At 53.5% G+C, this 21,505-nt stretch carries 11 protein-coding genes and 1 other RNA gene; 9 read left to right on the forward strand and 3 right to left on the reverse strand.

Annotated elements, in window-relative coordinates; genetic code table 11:
* The first annotated feature begins 162 nt into the window (after window positions 1-162).
* The 8 genes from rnr (at window position 163) to GXP70_RS02350 (ending at window position 12,873) form a co-directional block, all read left to right on the forward strand.
* Window positions 163-3,318 (forward strand): ribonuclease R, encoded by a 3,156-nt coding sequence (rnr, locus tag GXP70_RS02310; RefSeq protein WP_162354988.1) that lies wholly within the window; start codon window positions 163-165, stop codon window positions 3,316-3,318.
* Between the two features lie 142 nt (window positions 3,319-3,460).
* Complete coding sequence (gene smpB, locus GXP70_RS02315; RefSeq protein WP_162354989.1) at window positions 3,461-3,940, forward strand: SsrA-binding protein SmpB; 480 nt, start codon at window positions 3,461-3,463, stop codon at window positions 3,938-3,940.
* A 242-nt stretch (window positions 3,941-4,182) separates the two neighbouring features.
* Window positions 4,183-4,547, forward strand: a transfer-messenger RNA (tmRNA) gene (ssrA, locus tag GXP70_RS02320).
* 390 nt (window positions 4,548-4,937) lie between these two features.
* Complete coding sequence (locus GXP70_RS02325) at window positions 4,938-5,885, forward strand: DUF3800 domain-containing protein (RefSeq protein ID WP_162354990.1); 948 nt, start codon at window positions 4,938-4,940, stop codon at window positions 5,883-5,885.
* Window positions 5,886-6,713: 828 nt separating this feature from the next.
* Window positions 6,714-6,983 carry an RQC-minor-1 family DNA-binding protein gene (locus tag GXP70_RS02335; RefSeq protein WP_162354991.1) on the forward strand — a complete coding sequence of 90 codons (270 nt, stop codon included), beginning with the start codon at window positions 6,714-6,716 and terminating at the stop codon, window positions 6,981-6,983.
* Window positions 6,984-7,091: 108 nt separating this feature from the next.
* The gene (locus GXP70_RS02340; RefSeq protein WP_162354992.1) at window positions 7,092-7,388 is read left to right on the forward strand and encodes a hypothetical protein; all 297 of its coding nucleotides are present in this window, start codon (window positions 7,092-7,094) and stop codon (window positions 7,386-7,388) included.
* A gap of 405 nt (window positions 7,389-7,793) precedes the next feature.
* Window positions 7,794-10,967 (forward strand): Ig-like domain-containing protein, encoded by a 3,174-nt coding sequence (locus tag GXP70_RS02345; RefSeq protein ID WP_162354993.1) that lies wholly within the window; start codon window positions 7,794-7,796, stop codon window positions 10,965-10,967.
* Window positions 10,968-11,061: 94 nt separating this feature from the next.
* Window positions 11,062-12,873, forward strand: coding sequence for an S-layer homology domain-containing protein (locus tag GXP70_RS02350; protein WP_162354994.1), 1,812 nt, complete (start codon window positions 11,062-11,064; stop codon window positions 12,871-12,873).
* Between the two features lie 488 nt (window positions 12,874-13,361).
* Here the strand turns inward: GXP70_RS02350 and GXP70_RS02355 are convergent, their stop codons facing one another.
* Window positions 13,362-13,694 (reverse strand): FAD-dependent oxidoreductase, encoded by a 333-nt coding sequence (locus GXP70_RS02355; RefSeq protein ID WP_162354995.1) that lies wholly within the window; start codon window positions 13,692-13,694, stop codon window positions 13,362-13,364.
* Between the two features lie 174 nt (window positions 13,695-13,868).
* Between GXP70_RS02355 and GXP70_RS02360 the strand changes: the two genes are divergently transcribed.
* Complete coding sequence (locus GXP70_RS02360) at window positions 13,869-19,046, forward strand: cadherin-like beta sandwich domain-containing protein (protein ID WP_162354996.1); 5,178 nt, start codon at window positions 13,869-13,871, stop codon at window positions 19,044-19,046.
* 122 nt (window positions 19,047-19,168) lie between these two features.
* On the opposite strand, the gene GXP70_RS02365 is transcribed toward GXP70_RS02360, so the two are convergent.
* A complete protein-coding gene (locus GXP70_RS02365) occupies window positions 19,169-20,584 on the reverse strand; it encodes a sensor histidine kinase (RefSeq protein WP_162354997.1) in 1,416 nt (471 codons plus the stop codon).
* Window positions 20,581-21,267: a response regulator transcription factor gene (locus GXP70_RS02370; protein WP_162354998.1), complete on the reverse strand. Its 687-nt coding sequence runs from the start codon at window positions 21,265-21,267 to the stop codon at window positions 20,581-20,583. The genes GXP70_RS02365 and GXP70_RS02370 overlap by 4 nt, the downstream gene beginning before the upstream one ends.
* Between the last annotated feature and the right edge of the window lie 238 nt (window positions 21,268-21,505).

Here is a 21,505-nt window from a genome sequence, read left to right on the forward strand (position 1 = left end):
TGGCATGTTTTGGGGTAATTTTGTAAATAAGGGAGCAGGTAAGGGAGCAGGCGCGGATGGTCGTTCCCGCTTTCGTGTATACTATATGGTATATGATAATCTACTAACCGACTGCTGCAATTGTGGATGGACGGCATCGCGGTATTATGAGGTGAGAAAAGAATGATAACTGAGCAGCAGCTCCTTGATTATATGCGCGAGCAGACGTATAAGCCGTTGACTTACCAAGAGCTGGACAAGCAGTTAGGCGGAGCGGGCAACGCGGAATCGTTCCGGACGTTCCTGGTGTTGCTGAACGAGCTGGAGAACGAGGGGAAAATCGTGCGCAATGCGAGCGACCGTTACGGTGTCCCCGAACGGATGCATTTGGTGCGCGGGCGGATTCAGGCGCATGCGAAAGGGTTCGCTTTCCTGATCCCGGAAGACAAGGGGCATGGGGACGTCTACATCGGCGCCCATGATTTGAAGAGCGCGATGAACGGCGATATCGTGCTTGTGCGGGTCACGTCGCGGAGCGCGGCGGGGGGCCGCATGGAAGGCGAGGTCGTGCGCGTCGTGGAGCGCGCGGTCACGCAAATCGTCGGCACGTTCCAGAATCACGAGGCCTACGGCTTCGTGCTGCCGGACGACAAACGGCTGAACCGCGATATTTTCATCCCGCAGGGGAAATTTCTTGGCGCGGTCACGGGGCAGAAGGTCGTGGCGCGCATCGTTTCGTATCCCGAGGGCCGGTCGGCCGCGGAAGGCGAAGTTATCGAGGTGCTCGGCCATAAGGACGATCCCGGCATCGATATCTTGTCCATCATTCGCAAGCATCAGCTTCCCGAGGGCTTCCCGGACGATGTCATGGCGGAAGCGGAAGCGGCGCCGGACGCGATTACCGAGGACGAGATCGTACGCCAAGGCCGCCGCGACCTGCGCGATAAAGTCATCGTGACGATCGACGGCGAGGATGCCAAGGATCTCGACGACGCGGTCAACATCGAACGGCTGGAGAACGGCAACTACGTGCTCGGCGTTCATATCGCGGACGTCAGCTACTACGTGCGGGAGAATTCCGCGCTGGATCAAGAAGCGTACCGCCGCGGCTGCAGCGTCTACCTCGTGGACCGGGTCATCCCGATGCTGCCGCACCGGCTGTCGAACGGCATCTGCTCGCTCAATCCGAAGGTGGACCGCCTGACGATGTCGTGCGAGATGGAATTCGACGCGACGACGCTGAAGCGGGTGCGCCACGATGTATTCACGAGCGTCATTCGGACGACGGAGCGGATGACGTACGCGAACGTGCGGAAGATCCTGCAGGGCGAAGACGAAGAGGTGGCCGAGCGTTATGCCGACCTGGTGGATACGTTCAAGCTGATGGAGGAGCTCGCGATGCGGCTGCGCGGCATGCGCATGAAGCGCGGCGCGATCGATTTCGACTTCGTCGAATCGAAGGTCATCGTCGACGAGTCGGGCAAAGCGGTCGATATCGTGAAACGCGAGCGTTCCATCGCGGAGTCGATCATCGAGGAATTCATGCTTGCGGCGAACGAGACGGTCGCGGAGCATTTCTATTGGCTGAAGGTGCCGTTCCTCTACCGGACGCACGACAATCCCGACCAGGAGAAGCTGCTGCACTTCGTGCAGTTCGCGGCGAACTTCGGGTATGCGATCAAAGGCAAGGGCGGCAGCGTCATTCATCCGCGCGCGCTGCAGACGCTGCTGGAGGACGTTCACGGCTCCAAGGAGCAGACGGTCATCTCCACCGTCCTGCTGCGTTCGATGAAGCAGGCCAAATACGACGCGGAGAGCCTGGGTCACTTCGGCCTTGCCGCGGAGTTCTACACGCACTTCACCTCGCCGATCCGGCGGTATCCCGATCTGGTCATCCACCGCGTCATGCGCGAGGTGTTCGAGAACGGCGGCACGCTGCCGGATGCGCGGATCGAGGCGCTTGCCGCGAAGATGCCGGACATCGCGCAGCAATCGTCTGAGCGGGAGCGGGTCGCCGTCGATGCGGAGCGGGACACGGAGAAGCTCAAGAAATGCGAATACATGCTGGACAAAATCGGCGAGGAATTCGAAGGCATCGTGAGCAGCGTGACGAGCTTCGGCATCTTCGTGGAGCTGCCGAACACGGTCGAAGGGCTTATCCGACTGGGCGAGCTGACGGACGATTACTACCACTTCCACGAGCAGCATATGCTGCTCATCGGCGAGCGGACGTCGAAGACGTTCCGCATCGGCGACGAGGTGCGTATTCGCGTGGAACGCGTCAATATGGATGAGCATACAATCGATTTCGCGATGCTCGAGAATTTGGAGCAGGGCGCGGACAGCGGCGACGTGGCGCGCGAGCTCGGGTTCGGCGGCCGCGAGCGCGGGTCTGCGCGCGGCGGACGAGGCGGCCGTGGCGGAGCAGGCCGCGAAGCGGGCTCCGCGCAGCGGAGCGCGGGGCGCGAGCCGCGCAGCGGCGGCGCGCGCGGCGAGGGCCGAGGCGGCCGGGGCGAAGCCGGCCGCGATGGCGGCTCCGCGCAGCGGAGCGGGCGCGGCGGCGCCGATGGCGCGGCGGCGCATGCGGGCACCGGCCCGCGGGGCCGTGGGCCGGCGCGCGGCGAAGCCGGCGCTGGCGGCGCTGCGGAGCGGCGCGGCCGCAGGCGCGGCAGCCGCGAGGAGCTTGGCGGCGGCCAGCCGGCCCGTGCGGACGTTGGCGCCGGTGCGGCGCCGCGCGGCAGGGGCGAGCAGCGGGCGTGGAAGCCGGAGGACGATTATAATCTGGATCGTATCCTCGGCGTCAATGACGGCGCCGGCGACGGTACGGCGAACGGCGGCGGTTCCGAAGGCAGCCGCGGCGAACGGCGCAAAGCGGTCCGCACCGACATGTGGGGCCTGCCTGTTCGCAACGCGGGCTCGTTGAAAGACTACGGCGAAGATCCGGACGACGCGAACCGCTCGCGGGGCAGACGCGGCGACGGCGGCTCCGGCCGCGGTCGTTCAGGCGGCGACCGCAGCGGCTTCGGCGGCGGCGCGGGCCGGTCATCCGGCGGCGGCGGTCGACGAAGCAACCGCCAAGGCAGCCAGCGCGACTTGAGCGCGGCGGCGGCCGGCGGCAGCAATGCCGGTGCCGGCGGCGATCAGAGCAGCGGCACCGGCTCCCGCCGCAAGAAGCCCCGCAGCGGTGGTGGCGGCTCGGCTGGCGGTCAGCTGCAAGCGGCGCCGAATGCTAGCGGCGGCGAAACCGCCGGTACAGCCGGCGGCGCGCGGAAACGCAAGAAGAAATCCGGCGACGGCGGTAATGCGACGGCGGCTTTCGTCCGGAAGAAACGCAAGTAGGACGCGGCGTTCGGAAGCTTTCCCCATTCTTGATTTCGGTTCGCAAAGTTGCTACAATGGACTTCTAGCTGCGGTTAGAAGTCCGTTCTTTGCTCCGGCAGGAGACAGGCTTACGAAGCGATTACGGAAGAGGTGAAACGGCATGGCGAAGAAGAACGACGACAAACTGCTTGCGCAGAATAAGAAGGCTTCCCATGACTATTTCATCGAGGACACCTTCGAAGCGGGCATGGTGCTGATGGGCAGCGAGATCAAGTCGGTCCGTATGGGCAAGGCGAATATCAGCGATGCGTTCGCCACCATCCGAAACGGCGAGATTTTCATCCATAACATGCATATCAGCTACTTCGAACAGGGGAACCGAAACAATCCTTCCGACCCGACAAGGGCCCGCAAGCTGCTGATGCATAAGGCGCAGATTCATAAGCTGCTTGGCTTGTCCAAACAAGAGGGCTATGCGATCGTGCCGCTGAAGATTTATGTTCGCAACGGCTACGCGAAGCTGCTGATCGGCCTTGGCAAGGGCAAGAAGCAGTACGACAAGCGCGAGTCGGCGGCGAAGAAAGATGCGCAACGCGACATTCAACGCGCGCTTCGCGAGAAGCAGAAGGTTGCCCGTTAACGCGATGGCGTGCGGTAAGGAGGCAATCGGAAGCCGTGGAGAACGTCCCCATCGTTTCCAGCAAGACATTGGCTCACAAGGGTACAACCTGTGTTATACTAAGTGAGCAACGAACGAAGCAAGCAAGATCGTTATAACATGCTCAGATGATTCCGATGTCCGGCCGTTACGCGCGGCATCATTTCATTCGTCGGAGCGTCTCACCTGCTAAACGGAGCGATCATCGCCGTTTATGCGATATTGGGGGCGTTTATGGATTCGACGGGGATAGTTCGAGCATGGGTTGCGGGTAGTGGGGACGCGTCCACTTCATCAACGCTAAAGCCTATTAAACGGCAAACAACAACAATCCTACGCTTTAGCAGCTTAATAACCTGTTAGCGTGCTCCTACCTAGCATCGCCCATGTGACTAGACTAGGGGCTAACATATAGTGGGATACGCCGTTCGGTCTCCGCCTGGGGTCGACGGAAGAAGACAATCAGGCTGACCCGAAGGGAATCCGGTTACGGGGAGTTCCTAGGGTGACATCAAAACCGTGACTACACCCGTAGAAGCCTGTGTGGCGTTGTCTTCGGACAGGGGTTCAAATCCCCTCGCCTCCACCAAACCTATCAGAGGAGACACCGTGTCAGGTGTCTTTTTTGCATTCTCGGTATACATAGCGGTTCGAAAACATTGTCGTTGCTGGGTTTGTAGCGTTCGTGGACATGAATCCGAGGAATCTCGGAAAGGATATGTTGCAGTGCTGGCGTGTATAGCGAGGAAATGAAGCCGATTGCTACCTAAAAAAAGAAACCCAGCTCTGCCAACGAGGCTGAGAAGGGTTTCTTATGAGTATAGCCAGCTCTGCTAGCGAAGCTGAGAAAGCTATACCCAACCGTAGTATTTCTGTATAATCATGATATTATGTATGTCGTAGAAAGTCAAGCGAGGATTGACTGCAGTATTGACTTCATAGACATTGCATAATCAATGATGGATATAGGATGTGTAGGATGAGCTACAGGATCTATTTTGATGAGGCCAATAAGATAGACCAACCTGACAAAGTGTATTCATACTATGGGGCGTATGGTGGCAATGAACAAGTTATGACGGAAATAGTTCGCTCCGTTCAAGACATTTTCGAAAAATTAGGAACCAAGAGCGAATTGCATTTTCGAGAGTACAATCATGATAAGCATGTTGAGAAGTATTTCAGAGTTCTTAATCATATTATTAACCAAGAAATCAATCTTAATCTCCTCGTTGTCAACAACATGGAAGCCCAATCCATTGCTAAGCAATTAAACTTAACGACGATGGAATTAAGGAGTCTGTTCTATATTAAAATACCGGAGCGGCTATTCTATGGTGTCACTCGCCAACTCACCGATCAAATGGACGTCGAGATTAAAATCGACCACAATGATGAGTACGATGCACTTGGACTGCATTCAAAAATTAAAGAGCAGATGAATGCCCACTCTGTATACCGGAACAAAAGATATAAGATCGTATCTGTTGAGTCCGAAGATTCCCATGCGTCTATCCCACTGCAAATCATAGATGCTTTTATGGGGATCGTTGTATTCCTGATGGAGCAAAGTTATACGGGGCAGTCGGATGCTGCTCGAATTAAAAGCGATCTGATCTATCGCTTTCTATCCCAAGGAAACAATGTTGATCGGTTTCAGAGTCAAATCAAGCTGTTTGCTTGGAATGGCAGTGAAAACTTGTCTGAGCTATCCATTGGCAATTATATTTCAAGTTTCATGGTGCATAAGACACATTATGATGTAACGGAAATGAATAGGCTGCAAGCCATCCGATTACGAAATCCTGAGTTGACCTCCAAGGAATATCGAAAGTTGATGGAGTATTCTAACTCCCGTTTCCGTACGCTGCTAGGGTATCTGGACGAGTTGGAGGGAAGGGGAAGGAATGCGTTTCTGATGCAATGAAAATATCGTACCGTAGGTGAGAAGACTTCTAACGATTCAGACGCTGCCAACTACATCCCCGCCTATTTCGGATAATACAGATTGGGTATGCGATGAGCAAGAGAGATACCCCGAAGAGAGCGTCGAAATACTCGTAAGGAAAAAGGAATATGAGCAATACCGAATGAATCCGGAAAGGTCGAATCTGAACTTCTTACGTGTGGCGCTGGGGTTGTCTGAGAGTCCGTTTGCAGAATGATATATTCCAGACGAGTGGGTGGTCTGTGAGGCTTTGAAGTCTCGTTCTGCGGAAGGTTTTCTGCCTTATTGAAGAGGTCGCATTAGTTGATCGTTTTGATGATCCCGCAGTTGCCATGAAGCGTTATTATGAATTGCATCGGGGAGCAGCCTTACCGTGAGTATGTCTTTTTTCATACATCGTGAGATACGCTTAAGCTTCGTGAGAAATGGGCAGGGCTACGCGGCCTCAGATTAAAAATTGACATGCTGTACAGCTTGCCTTTGGTGAAGGTAACGATTCGTTATCGAGGAAAAGAACTTCAACATAAGTCATGTTTTGCTTGATCCAGGTTCGGCGGGGTAGAGGCGTTGAAGCTTCGACCTTCGGAGACGTTTCGTTCACGGATGAAGAACTGGCGCGATTGGGGAATACGCAAGCGGTATGGGATACAGCTCTCACCCTACATTGGGCTATAGTTGAAAATTGACTTGGAGATGAACTCAGGCGATTGGCAGATTATTTGCTGGTCGCCTGATTTTTGCGTTATTCTGTTTATGAGATAAAGGCCGAAACAATTGAAGCAAATCGATGAACGGAGGGAATCTCCAATGAGAACTAAAGATCTGCCATGGCCGGAGCACGAACTGAGAGCAATTCTGCGAGCGGCCGACGATATTATTGCCGGAGGCGGGCGTACTCTGCTATCGAAGGTATTAAAGGGTTCGAAAGAACGAAAGCTGCTGGAGTTGGGGCTGGAACGGAATCCTTCATACGGATATTACAAGGATCTCTCATTGGAGCAGATCATGGATAAAGTGGATCAAATGATTCATACCGGATTTTTGCAAATAATGATGAGCGGTAAGCTGCCCTTATAAGAAGTACATTCCTTTCCTGACGCTGTGGGAACATGTCGATTCCAAGAAAGTTCAAACTGAGATACGTAACGTGATTGATGCGCTGAGGAACGGATTATTATATGAGCGATGGCTTACGGCTTCCGGAAAGATGTATCGACTGTTTGGAAAAAGTCCGTCTGCGCCAATAAGGAGGGGAGTAGCGCATGCGCAAAAATCAGAAGCGAAGACGGTGGTACATCGGAGGTACAACAAGAATGGCTGTCGGCTCCCGAGTCGCGTCGGGCCATAGAGTCTCTGCATTTGACGCGTATTGCCGAGCCCGAGGATATCGCTCGTTTTATTTTGTATTTAGCTCAAGACGTATATTTAACCGGCGGTATTTATCTGTTGATGGCGGATTTACCGCTTTTAAAACAAAGGTAACCAGTTATGAAGAGTTAAGCTAGATGTTTAACAACGCTGGAGGCGGCCTGTAGCCGGGATGAAATCATACACGTCGATTTCAACGAAGATGGTTTGGATTAGCCACGGCTCGCCTCCCTCAACATGAAAGCCAGCCGCATACGGCTGGCTTTTTTTGCGTTGAGGAAAGCTCAAGCGATGATTGCTGAAAGTATAGCTATGACAGTGTCACAGTTATAAAGGAATTGGTAGAACACCGTCGAATATTTTTGTAGAAATATGTCGAATTATTGGTATAATTAGGTCATAAAATCGCAGTTTCCAGGAAGTCCAATAAGGTCAGCCTTATCGTTCAACAAGATTCGTTCGTCGTGGCCGTGGTTTTTCAAGTGGGATTGAATTTGTAGCACTATAGGGGGAAATCCGTTGCTTTCACGAAAGAAATTCAAAAAGGCATTATGCGGCAGTGCTATCCTTGCGATCTTAAATGGGGCTGTTCCCGTAGCTTTCGCCGCTAATGCGAATCATGCGCCAGTCGTAGTGAAGCCAATCATCGATCAAGCTGCTACTTTAGGTCAAAACAGCGTTCTAATCGATTTAAGCCCCTACTTTTCTGATGCGGACGGGGACACCTTGAGCTTCACCGCGGTATCCATGAACAAAGGGATTGCATCGGTAGCCGTAAGTGGCGCTCAATTAACAGTAACGCCGCTGTCACCAGGAACAGGCAAAATACAAATTGCTGTAAATGACGGCAACGCGGGAAGGACAACGACCAGTTTTAATGTTATTGTCTCGGCCAACCACTCTCCTACGATCGCCAATCTTATATCGGACCAAACGACGACAGTGGGAGCAAGCAACACCACTCTAGATCTAAGCACGGTCTTTGCCGATAGTGACGGAGACACATTGACGTTCGCTGCTGTTTCGTCGGACGCCCAGAAGGTAACCGCCGATGTCTCAGGCCATACATTAACCCTTGCACCGCTTGCCCAAGGAACGAGTACGATCAACGTGACGGCGGACGACGGGCATGGAGGAACGATAGCAACTAGTTTCGTGGTCACGGTAAACGCAGCACCGCCGGTGAATCATGCGCCTACGGTTGCCATTCCTGTTTCAGACCAAACGACGACAGTGGGAGCTAGCAGCACCACCATAGATTTAAGTACGGTCTTTGCCGACAGTGACGGAGATACATTGACGTTCTCTGCTACATCCTCGGACGCCCAGAAGGTAACTGCCGATGTCTTGGGCCACACATTAACCCTTGCACCGCTTGCCCAAGGATCGAGTACGATCAACGTGACGGCGGACGACGGGCAAGGAGGAACGGTTGCAACTAGCTTCGTGGTCACGGTAAACGCAGCACCGCCGGTGAATCATGCGCCAACGGTCGCCAATCCTGTTTCGGATCAAACGACGACAGTGGGAGCTAGCAGCACCACCATAGATTTAAGTACGGTCTTTGCCGACAGTGACGGAGATACATTGACGTTCTCTGCTACATCCTCGGACGCCCAGAAGGTAACTGCCGATGTCTTGGGCCACACATTAACCCTTGCACCGCTAGCCCAAGGAACGAGTACCATCAACGTGACGGCGAATGACGGGCAAGGAGGAACGATTGCAACTAGCTTCGTGGTCACGGTAAACGCAGCACCGCCGGTGAATCATACGCCTACGGTTGCCAATCCTGTTTCGGATCAAACGACGACAGTGGGGGCTACCAGCACCACCATCGATCTAAGTACGGTCTTTGCCGACAGTGACGGAGATATATTGACGTTCTCTGCTGTTTCGTCGGACCCCAACAAGGTAACCGCCGACGTCTCGGGCCACATATTAGCCCTTGCACCGCTTGCCCAAGGAGCGAGTACGATCAACGTGACGGCGGACGACGGGCAAGGAGGAACGGTTGCAACTAGCTTCGTGGTCACGGTAAACGCAGCACCGCCGGTGAATCATGCGCCTACGGTTGCCAATCCTGTTTCAGACCAAACGACGACAGTGGGAGCAAGCAACACCACTCTAGATCTAAGCACGGTCTTTGCCGACAGTGACGGAGATACATTGACATTCTCTGCTGCTTCCTCTGACCCCAACAAGGTAACCGCCGACGTCTCGGGCCATACATTAACCCTTGCACCGCTTGCCCAAGGATTGAGTACGATCAACGTGACGGCGGACGACGGGCATGGAGGAACGGTTGCAACTAGCTTCGTGGTCACGGTAAACGCAGCACCGCCGGTGAATCATGCGCCTACGGTTGCCAATCCTGTTTCAGACCAAACGACGACAGTGGGAGCAAGCAACACCACTCTAGATCTAAGCACGGTCTTTGCCGATAGTGACGGAGACACATTGACGTTCGCTGCTGTTTCGTCTGACCCCAACAAGGTAACCGCCGACGTCTCGGGCCATACATTAACCCTTGCACCGCTTGCCCAAGGAACGAGTACGATCAACGTGACGGCGGACGACGGGCAGGGAGGAACGGTTGCAACTAGCTTCGTGGTCACGGTAAACGCAGCTTCGAATAATCATGCGCCGACGGCCGTTGCTGCCATCTATGAACAAGTGTTAACGTCCGGGGTTACCAATCCGCGAACCTACGATCTATCGCAATTGTTTGAAGACGAAGACGGCGATATATTGCAATTCACGGCTACTGCCGCAGACTCCGATGCGGCTGCGGTTTCTGTAAATGGCAGCGACTTGACGCTCTCGCCGGGTATTAAGGCGGGGAGCACGACGGTTACGATCTCGGCCGACGATAGTAACGGCGGCATCGGAACGTACACGTTTACGGTACGCACGGCACCGCTTGTCCCTGGCGGGATGATTACGGTACACACCAAGCAAGGGGTCAAAGATCCTCTATCGTACGATTTATCTACCCTTTTCCCAGGACAGACTTCATTCACGACGTATATGGGAACACCGGATTCCACCTTTACGGGACCTGCCGCCATGTCAGGCACTTCGCTCGCGCTTAATACGCTTCCTATGTACACATGGGTAATTGGCGCAGATGGCCAAGCAGCCGTCATTCGCGTGGTTGCGGATGCTCAGGGTCCCCAAGGCTTGTACTTCTCCCAATACTTGGACGGTGGGAATGGGAGGATAGCGCTTCAAATGTACTACAATGGCGCTATTAATCAACCGGACAATGGGGCTGGCTATGAGCTTGATGTCTACAAATGGATGAAGAAAACGAATAAGCTGGTCATCGAGCCTAATCCAATGCTGCTCATTAATACACAGGGTCCAAAGGCTCCGTATTGGTTCAACCCTTACATCGCAATCGATACCATATTCGAGGACTTTTTCGATTTGACCAACGCAACGTATTATAACATCGACACGATGCTGTATGATCCGGCCAATTACAACGTGGTTGCTTACGTCTTGAAGAAGAACGGACAAATCGTCGACGTGTTAGGCGACCCGGCCTCGCATGATCAGTTTATGCCTGGCGGCGGGACACTCATTCGGAAGTCGGGGATCTGGAGCGGCTCGCAAACCTACTCGGAGGCCGGCGAATGGAATAAGCTCCCGCTATCGTATGCCTTAATTGGGCTGCACACGCCATAATCGTCAGCGCCCGGTATGAAGAATAGCGTTCTTCATACCGGGGCGTTTCCATCCTAGCAGGCTTTAGGCATGTCGTTTCTATTTATTGAAGAGGGTGAATAACATTACGTACGTACTCAAACGACTGCTCGTGAGCGTGACCATGATTCTAACCTTGATCCTGCCCGTATCCGCTTTTGCAACCCCGGACGATTCAGGTCTGAATTCATTTAATCGCCCAACGGACATCACAACGATGGAATCTGCCATGGTTGCCTACAAGGATACCCTGTTTTACGTTTCGGCGGGATTTAATGACTACGCGACCTTTAAACAGGCGGATAAAGACTTTCTCGCCGATTGGTTAATCGCCAATCGCCCCCCTGCCGGGTATTCCAGCATCGCTGATTTACGCGATACGTTTGCGAGCGGGATGCAGCAAAGATCGTTCATGATCAATCTGAACAGCCTGTCAGATTCATTTTCGTTATGGACGTTACTGGTCGGTGATACCGACCAGCCAAGCCTTCATTACGATGCGTATCATGCATTAACGGATGACGTGCAGGATCAAGTATGCCAACGACTGATAGACAACAAACCGATATCCGGGTATAAGTCGACCCAAGATGTGCAAATACAGTTGGACCAAGCGATTGCCTCATTCAAACAGGGGAGCAGTTCTCATAGCTCTAACCCGATCGTTGGACAAGTGACAACGGATTCCAACAGTCCAGCTGCTTTAACGAAGATGCTAGGATCTAACGTGACCTTGAAAGTTAAGATTTCGGCGGCGCCGGGGGGGACCGGTATCCCCGATATTACGATCGGGCCGGATGGTCAGTTTATCATTGGCAGCAACGTCGCAGCAGGACAATATTCGCTCGTCATGAATGTTATTGCCCCAGACGGACAAGTGTTGGCAGGACAGCCAGGGAAATTAACGGTGCATGCCAATGGAACGGCCTCGATGGAGCTCGATTTGATCGATCCGTATGGCGTGATTACCGATCATGTGACGAAGCAGCCGATTGCCGATGTGAACGCCCAGCTCTACTGGGCAGACACGGAATTGAACCGCAGCAAGGGAAGAACGCCGGATACGCTTGTTGCATTGCCGGAGCTTTCGGAGTTCGATCCCAACCAAAATCGCAATCCGCAAATCAGTACAACGGATGGACGTTACGGCTGGATGGTATTCCCGGACGGGGACTACTATATGATTGCGAAGAAAGACGGTTATCAAACCTATGACAGCCGTAAGGATCCGCGAGACGAGAATCACGGGGATACCAGTTATATTCGCAATGGCGTCATTCACGTTGGACAGACGATCGTGGAATTGAGCTTCGATATGACCAATAACCATACTGCGAGCAGCAGCGCCGGAGGGTATATGAACGGCTATCCGGACGACACGTTCCGTCCCGATAGTCCGATCACCCGCGCAGAGTGGGCCTCCATGCTGACACGAATTCTTCCGTTGACAAGCGCAGAGGGTTGGAAAGCGTATTCGGACGTGGCTTCAACCTATTGGGCGATGCAATCCATTCAAGCTATGGTGGGGAATCAGTTCATGGTCGGCTACCCGGACGGTACATTTCACCCGGACTCCCCGATTACCCGTGCGGAAGTCGCGGACATGATCGCCCGTATCAGGCATCTTGAAGCCCAACCGGCTGCCTTCGGCGATACGGCGAAGCACTGGGCTTCCGCATCCATTGGCGCGGCTCAGGCAGAGGGATTAATGAGCGGGTATAAGGATGGGATGTTCCGCCCGGATCAGCCATTAACGCGAGCTGAGGCGGTAACGATCGTCAATCGAATGCTGGGGATTACAGGCTCCCGGCATACCGCTTCAGTAACATGGAGAGATGTTCCTCCCGCTTACTGGGCGTACGACCAAATTCAACTGGCTTCTCGTTAAAATAGTTTAGAAAGACCGAGTAAGCCGGCCCCCATAGACTGGACACTTCGAAAAAGGTGTTTAGGCTGCGGGGGCTTTTTTATTTAATCCTGTGAAGTGCGTCGGAAGCGCTGTCCATCTCGCAATTCGCCAGCAACGGAAGCATAGGCTTGGTGATTGGTTTGTGTTCACTGTCGACAGACAGGGAGTACAGCATTCACCTGTTCACTGTCGGTGGACTGGGAATACAGCATTCGCCTGCTACGAAAGCATGGAATCCCAAAAATTGTTAACGAATCGTAAGCATCCTATTCGCCTCTATTGCTTTCCCGGAGGAAAGTAACGAATCAGAGACGGCTTATTTGGGGGGAATGCCCCCCAAGTGAAGCTGAAACGCCCATTAACGTCATTAGGATTCGTTACGATTCAGAAAAACGGCAATAGAAGTAAATAGCGTTAACTTGGTTCTTTAGCGTTGGCGGTTTACGGCCAGAAGCCGGCTTGTTTCATTAGCGTCGACGGCGTCCTTGCGGCAGGTCGGACACGTCGTTGTAGACGTAGCAGCCCTCCGGCGGCACGGGCGTCACCGGCTTGCCGGTGTTCCGCATCGTGAACATCAGCGTCATCGGCTGCGTCAGGCTGTCCTCGTCCCGCCCGGTACGGTATGGAACGCCCGCATCGATCGCCACCCGTGCGTCGCCCGTGCAATCGATGAACCGTTCGCCCTCGAACGCCCTCAGCCCTTCGCGCGTCGAGACGATGACCGACCGGATCCGGCCGTCCTCGTGAACGACGCCGATAAATTCGCAATCGTAATAGACCTGGACGTTCTCCTTCTTCATCTTCTCGTTGAAATGCTGCGAGAGGCAGGCGCTTTTTCTTTTTTAAGCGCAACCGCGTTGTGACTACTGCGCACAGGCCACTCAAATTCTTTTAAGAATTCATTAATGTTGTCGCCTATCTTTCCAATGTTATGTTCATTAATGGTAATTATCAAAGACGGAGGGGTAGATGCTATGGGCTTTAAAATTCGTCGCTTGTTGATGCTGTTTGCGGTTTGTTTACTAGTGACAGAACTATTAACAGGGCTGATTCCGATCCGAGACGCACGTGTTTTTGCAGGGACCGGCGGAGAGATTTATACCTTTGCCGGAGGCAATTATGGCGATTCGGGAGACGGAGGTTCGGCTACCGATGCCGAATTATCGAACCCGTCGGCGGTAGCTGTAGACGGCAGCGGGAATTTGTATATCGCGGATACGGACAACAACAAGATACGCAAGGTATTAACTGACGGGTCTATCAGTACGGTGGCGGGAAACGGCAATTATGGTTATGCCGGAGACGAAGGGCAAGCTGTCGAAGCCGAGCTGCGCAGCCCGGCAGGAGTGGCGATAGATAGTGCCGGTAATTTGTATATTGCCGATAAATATAACAATAGGGTACGGCGGGTAGCGCCGGATGGCGTGATTACCACGATCGCGGGAACCGGAAGCAGCGATTATGCCGGCGACAACGGCCCGGCTGTTGATGCTGCGCTAAGCAGTCCAAGCGGGGTGGCGGTAGATAGTGCCGGGAATTTATACATTGCCGACACATCCAATCATCGGATTCGGAAGGTTGATACGACTGGCTTCATAACGACGGTAGCGGGATCCGATGATAGTGGTTATTCGGGCGACGGCGGACCAGCCGTTGACGCAAGACTATATTATCCGAATGCAGTGGCGGTAGACGACGCTGGCAATCTGTATATTGCCGATACGTATAATAATCGGATAAGGAAAGTAGATATAAGCGGTAATATTAGCACTGTGGCAGGGACGTCTGGTACCGATGGCTATTCAGGTGACGGCGGTTTGGCAGTTGATGCGCAATTGAATGAACCGGAAGGTATAACAGTTGACGGCAGCGGGAATTTGTATATCGCCGATACTGACAACAACAGGATTAGAAAAGTGATACCCAACGGCATAATCATGACAATAACGGGAACGGGGACAGCCGGTTATTCGGGGGATGGAGCTCCAGGTAAACTTGCGGAAATAGACGGGCCTGCCGGATTGGCAATGTCTAGCGGCGGGGACATGTATATTGCCGATAAATACAACTATGCGATACGCAAGCAAGTCACTTACATCCCTTCGAGCGATGCGAGTTTAACCAATATCGTGCTGTCGAGCGGTACGTTAAGCCCAGCGTTCGCACCCGGCACGTTTGAATACGCGGCGAGTGTCGTTAATGGGGTTAGCAGTATTCGCGTGACGCCAACGACGTCGGATTCTTTAATAACGGTGAAGGTAAACGGAGAGAGCGTTGCTAGCGGATCCCAGTCGGGAGATATCACCCTGGATGTAGGGAGTAATACGATTACGCTAGCGGCCTTGGCAGAGGATGGCGTAACGACGAAGACATACACGATAACCATCGAGCGATTGCGCAGCAGTAACGCCAATCTAAGTCAACTGACGTTATCGGGCGGCCCGCTAAGTCCGGCGTTCGCCCCAAACATAACGAGCTATACAGCGAATGCAAGCCAGAGTGAAATAACGGTGACGCCAACCATGGCGGATGCAATGGCGACTGTAAAGGTGAACGGGGCGACGGTTGCGAATGGCGCTGCGTCACCACTGATTCCGCTTGCGGTCGGCATTACTGCGATTACGATCGATGTGACGGCGCAGGATGGAACAACGACGAAGACTTATACAATCAATGTAACGAGAACGATAAGCTCAAATGCGGATTTAAGCGGGTTAGTCCTGTCGAACGGCACGCTAAGCCCGACGTTTAGGGCAGAAACGACCAATTATACGGCAAGTGTAGGCAATGGCGTGAGCAGTATTACGGTAAAGCCAACGGTAGCTGACGGCAGTTCAGCCGTGAGCGTGAATGACGTGCCGGTGACCAGCGGCGGAGCTTCCGCATCGCTTCCGCTCATCGTGGGAAGCAATGCGATAACGGTGAAGGTCACGGCCGAGGATGGAACGGTCAAGACCTATACCGTAACGGTATCGCGAGCAGCGAGCAGCAATGCGGACTTGAGCGGTTTGGAGCTATCGGGCGGCATGTTAACGCCATCGTTTCTACCTGGAACGTACAAGGCGAATGTGGGCAATAACGTAAGCAACGTGACGATTAAGCCGACGGCAGCGGATCCGGCGCATGCAACGGTCACGGTTAGCCTTTACAACGGAAGCGGCACGCTGGTAAGCGGCCCGTCGCCGGTAGCCAGCGGTGCGGCATCGCCGTCACTGGCGCTTGACGTAGGCAGTAATACGATTAGTCTGTCGGTTACGGCCGAGGATGGAACGACGAGAACATACACGGTAACGGTAACGCGAGGCGCAAGCGGCAACGCGGAATTGAGTGATTTAACGTTATCGAGCGGCACATTGACCCCGGCGTTCGGGGGAACGTATACGGCAGCCGTGGGGAATAGCGTGAGCAGCATCACGGTAACGGCGACATTCTCGGATGCTGCCAATGCCACGGCTGCGGCAAGCGTCTATGATAATGACGGTACATTAGCGAGTGGTCCACATACGCTGGCCAGCGGGGCAGAGTCGACATCGCTGCCGCTGAGCGTAGGGCGCAACGTGATCTCGATCCTCGTGACGGCGCAGGACGGCTCACTTCGAACGTATACGGTAACAGTGACGCGAGCGGCACTGGGCGGCAGTGCGGATTTGAGTGGACTGATCCTGTCAGGCGGTACGCTAAGCCCGGTGTTCGATGCAGATACGACCAGCTATACGTCAATTGTAGGAAACAGCGTGAACAGCATCACATTGACGCCGACGACAGAAGATGGCCGTGCGGCGGTGAGCGTGAATGATGAACCGATCATTAGCGGGGGAACATCTACAATTCCTCTGGCAGCGGGCAGCAATGCGATCGCGGTGAAGGTCACGGCCGAGGATGGAACGATCAAGACGTACACCGTAACGGTATCGCGGGCAGCGGGCAGCAACGCGGACTTGAGCGATTTGGAGTTGTCGGGCGGCATGTTAACGCCGTCGTTCCTTCCCGGGACGTACAAGGCGAGCGTGGACAATAACGTTAGCAGCGTTACGATTAAGCCGACGGCAGCGGATCCGTCGCATGCAACAATTACGGTCAGCCTGTACAACGGAAGCGGAGCGTTGGTAAGCGGCCCGTCGCCGGTAGCCAGCGGCACGGCATCGCCGTCACTGGCGCTTGGCGTAGGGAGCAACACGATTAGTCTGTCGGTTACGGCAGAGGATGGAACGACGAAGACATACACGGTAACGGTAACGCGAGGCGCAAGCAGCAACGCGGAATTGAGTCATTTAACGTTATCGAGCGGCACGCTTACCCCGGCGTTCGGGGGAACGTATACGGCAGCCGTGGGCAATAGCGTGAGCAGCATCACGGTGACGGCGACATTCTCGGATGCTGCCAATGCCACGGCTGCGGCAAGCGTCTATGATGGTGACGGTACATTAGCGAGCGGGCCGCATCCGTTGACCGGCGGGGCAGAGTCGCCATCGCTTCCGCTGAGCGTAGGGAGCAATACGATCTCGATCCTCGTGACGGCGCAGGACGGCGTGTCCAGAACATACACGGTTACGGTAACGCGGGCAGCACTCAGCAACGGTGCGGATTTAAGCGGGTTAGTCTTATCGAACGGTACGCTAAGCCCGGGGTTCGAACCGTTCAGAACCGACTATACATCAAGCGTGGACAATAGCGTCGATAACGTGACAGTTACGATTGAGGCGCCTGATGAAGACATGAGCGAGATGACGGTAAGTGTCTATAATAGCTCCGGAACGCTCATAGGCGGACCATTCGATATGTCGAGCGGTACGGCAGCTTTTTCACTCCCGCTGGTCGTGGGGAGCAATGAGATTGCTATCATCGTCAGGACAAATGACAATGTAACGAATACGTATAAGGTCAAGATCGCTCGAGCTGCAGCGCCTGCCATAGGCGGGGGAGCGATGCCGCCGGTGAACATCCCGTTGGTCGACGATCAGCCGGTTATCGATTTGAATGGGCAAGAATTCGATTTGGAAGACATCGATACCAATCAGCCATACGCTGCGCTTGAAGCAACGCCGCAAGATGGTGTCGTCATTGTTAATATTCCCGCGAGTGTTTTGACGGAGCTGGCCATACAGAATCCCGGTTTCTATCTCGAATTGAAGACGCCATACGGGAGCTACCAAGTACCGGTCGATTTAGCATTAATCATTCCGGAATTGCCGAAATGGATGGCGAAGTACAATCTGCAGGCTGCCGATCTCGGCTTCAAGTTCGTATTGACCGATAGATCGGAGGATCCAACCCTTCAGTCCGCGCTTGAAGAGGACCTGCCGGGTGGTGAAGCGATAAGCGATATGGTTGATTTTCACCTGGAGATCGTGAATAGGAAGACGGGCCAATCGATCGGTACGGTGGAGCGCTTCTCGCAGGCGATTACCCGAATCCTTCCATTGTCCGGGCGCGTTAGCGGCATGCCGAAGCAATGGGGCGCGTTCCGCTACAACGAAACGACGAAGCAGTACGAGTTTGTCCCTGCCCGAACCGTATCGATCGACGGGCTAACGTACGCGTTGATCCGCTCTTACTCGAATAGTGTCTATGTCGTAGTGGACCATGCAATAAGTTTTAAGGATGTTAATCGAGGATGGTCGAAGCCGCTCATTGAGCTGGCCGCATCGAAGGGGATTATTCAAGGTACGGGAGATGGCAAGTTCGAACCGGCTCGAACGGTAACGCGGGCGGAGTTCGTTACAATGCTCGTTCGGGCATTAGGACGCGGCGGTTCCGCTGACAGCTCGTCACCCTATAACGATGTAAAGCCCGACGCATGGTATTCCGAAGCGGTAGTGGATGCAAAGTCGCTTGGACTGTTGGATTTTGCAGGCGGTCGGATTTTTCTGCCGAATCGACCGCTGACACGCGAGGAGATGGCGAGCATGTTGGCGGCCGCATTGACGATGGAGCATGTTCCGATCCCCGGTAAATATGTCGATTTGGAAGCGTATCAAGATGTCGGAAGCATACAAGCGGCCTACCTGGAAAGTGTGAGGACGATGATACGACTTAACATCATGACAGGAACAGGTGCGGATACGTTCAGCCCGAAGGAGACGACGACGCGCGAGCAAGCGGCGGCCGTTATTATTAGAACGCTGCAAGCGCTTGGATGGTTAGACATTTAAATGAGATTCAATACGATCCGCATGAGTCGGCAGTCCCCGATTCATGCGGATTTTGTTACGGTAGATTTCAGACCGATTGCAAGCGGTCGTTCCCAGCTTGACGAGAGAGCGCGGGAAGTCGTCTAAATCGGCGGAGAGATAGGTAACCGGATCCGAAACGTCGTTTCCGCGTCCGGTATACTGTTCATTTCCAGAGTGCCCTGGTGGGCCAGGGAGATATCCTTGACGATAGATAAGCCGATTCCCAATCCTTCTCCCTTTCGGCTGCCGTCCACGCGGTAGAAGCGTTCGAAGATGTGCTTCTGATGCTCGACGGGAATTCCTTTGCCCTTATCCTTAACGATGATGGCAGCTGCCTGATCGTCCGCTGTCAGCTCAATGCCGAGATAGTGCCCATCCTTGCCATATCGGAGCGCATTGTCCATGAGATTGCGCAATGCTCTCTCGATAAGCGGAGCATCGATAAGGAGATGAATATCCGCATCGGGCATTTCGACGTCCAACTCCACTTGATCTCCATCGAGTATCATGATGTATTCCACCGCGATTTTACGAATGATCTCCGATAAATTATGATTCTCCAGATGAATAGCGACGACTTCCTCGTCTTGACGGGAGACTTCAAGCATTTGATCCAACAGCTTGTCCATATATCGGCAGCGCTGGAGAATGATTTTGGCCCTGGTCTGGAGCTCTTGCTGGTCCGTATAATTGCCTGTGCGAATCATCTCGGCGCAGCCCAGCATTGTCGTCAGGGGCGTTCGCAAATCATGCGACAGGTTAGATAGAAGGAGCTTGCGTTTATTCTCGAACTGCTGGATTTCTCCGAATTGGGAATGGATTCGCTGGGCCATCGAATTATAATGCCTCGTAAGCTGGCCAAGCTCGTCTTTGGAGCGATCTATTAGTTCCGCAACAGGAGAATGGCTTTGGAGGTTCAGTTGATTCACCGCGTTGTTTAGTTTGCGGATTCTTTTATTAATTCTGGAGAAAATCCATAAACCAAGCAGGAATGGAATCGAGAACGACAAAATGAGCGGAGCGACCAAGGTCAAAAGAGATTTGTGCGAACGAATCAGAAAATACATCTCGCCTTGCTTCATCGCGGAGGCAGGAAGGCTGAGGAGCATGAAATACGATTGCCCGTCCCTGGATGCCGGAGTGAGGATATGTACTTCATCGTTTTTTAAGTATCCCTCCGGCATATTCTGCATAAGCAGCGCTAGATCATGAAACGTAAAAATTGGATTGAGTCCCGCGGTATCATAGATGGGCCGTCCGTTATCGTCCATCCACAAAAATCGGATGGAGGGATGTTCTTCATGGGCGCGATCCAGAGTCGACTTCAACGTGTCCTTCCCCAGCTCGGGCCGTTCCTCTATCGAATCCACAATAGCGTGCGCGAGCGGGTTCAGCTCGAACAGAGCATAGCCCTTATTCGCCATCTTACCGATCCAGACCGATGAATAGCCGAACAATACCATACTGAGGGCGGCACTGACAACGAGCAACAGCCATAGCTTGGTCCTTAATATCATCTTTCGACTCCCGTCAAACGATAACCTACACCGCGTATCGCTTGAATCGCCCAGGGAGAGTCCGCACGTTCCAGCTGCTTGCGCAGCCGGCTCATGTACACGCTTAAATTGTTATCGTCATAATGTTCATGCTGCCATACTTGTCGATAGATTTCGAGTTTAGTCATCACGCGGTCGGGATTCTTCATGAGGAGCTGCATCAAATCGCGCTCGACCGAAGTCAAAGCTATCTTCTCGTCATGAACGAGCATGAAATAATTATCGACATCGAGAATGAGCTTGTTCAAACGAATGATGACAGACGTGTGGGCGGATACCGGATAACGCCTGCGCAGAACGGCTTGAATGCGGGCGATCAACTCCATGGGGCTAAATGGCTTGGTCATATAATCATCGGCGCCGAGGCCAAGCGTGGTGATTTTATCCTGCTCTTGCCTTCTTGCGCTGACCACGATAGTCAGCGTGTTCAAACGACGATTGCGCAAGTAAGAGAGTACCTTGAAGCCGTCGCTATCCTCCATCATCAGATCCAGAACGATCACATCGATCGGCGTTGACTCTAATCGTTCGATCGCTTGTCGCCCGGATACGGCTTCGAACGCGATCATACCTGACTGTTCGACATGGGTACGGATCATTTCGCGGATTTGAGGATCATCGTCAACAACAAGAATTTTTTCCATTCAAGGCTCTTCCTCACTGTCTAAAGAGTTTAATTAGTACGATAATAGCATGTTCCGATGATAATTGTCTCTTTCTGGATGAGCGTGTCGAATCCGATCAAGCAGCTGTTTTTATTTTCCCATTCCTATTCACTAAGACAACCGGAATCCGACTCTCGTGATATAATCTTACCAAAGATGCAAGTTGGCCTTATAATAATAGATAATTTGAAAGCGTCTCCATACCAAGCGTTCGGAT

Origin of the sequence: Paenibacillus lycopersici (assembly GCF_010119935.1) — a bacterium.
In the GTDB taxonomy this organism is placed as follows: Bacteria; Bacillota; Bacilli; order Paenibacillales; family Paenibacillaceae; genus Paenibacillus_Z; species Paenibacillus_Z lycopersici.

Excerpts from the sequence above, each read along its gene's own strand:
- rnr (WP_162354988.1), top strand. The coding sequence starts at position 163 with ATGATAACTGAGCAGCAGCTCCTTGATTATATGCGCGAGCAGACGTAT.
- smpB (WP_162354989.1), top strand. The coding sequence starts at position 3,461 with ATGGCGAAGAAGAACGACGACAAACTGCTTGCGCAGAATAAGAAGGCT.
- GXP70_RS02325 (WP_162354990.1), top strand. The coding sequence starts at position 4,938 with ATGAGCTACAGGATCTATTTTGATGAGGCCAATAAGATAGACCAACCT.
- GXP70_RS02335 (WP_162354991.1), top strand. The coding sequence starts at position 6,714 with ATGAGAACTAAAGATCTGCCATGGCCGGAGCACGAACTGAGAGCAATT.
- GXP70_RS02340 (WP_162354992.1), top strand. The coding sequence starts at position 7,092 with ATGGCTTACGGCTTCCGGAAAGATGTATCGACTGTTTGGAAAAAGTCC.
- GXP70_RS02355 (WP_162354995.1), bottom strand. The coding sequence starts at position 13,694 with ATGAAGAAGGAGAACGTCCAGGTCTATTACGATTGCGAATTTATCGGC.
- GXP70_RS02360 (WP_162354996.1), top strand. The coding sequence starts at position 13,869 with ATGGGCTTTAAAATTCGTCGCTTGTTGATGCTGTTTGCGGTTTGTTTA.
- GXP70_RS02365 (WP_162354997.1), bottom strand. The coding sequence starts at position 20,584 with ATGATATTAAGGACCAAGCTATGGCTGTTGCTCGTTGTCAGTGCCGCC.
- GXP70_RS02370 (WP_162354998.1), bottom strand. The coding sequence starts at position 21,267 with ATGGAAAAAATTCTTGTTGTTGACGATGATCCTCAAATCCGCGAAATG.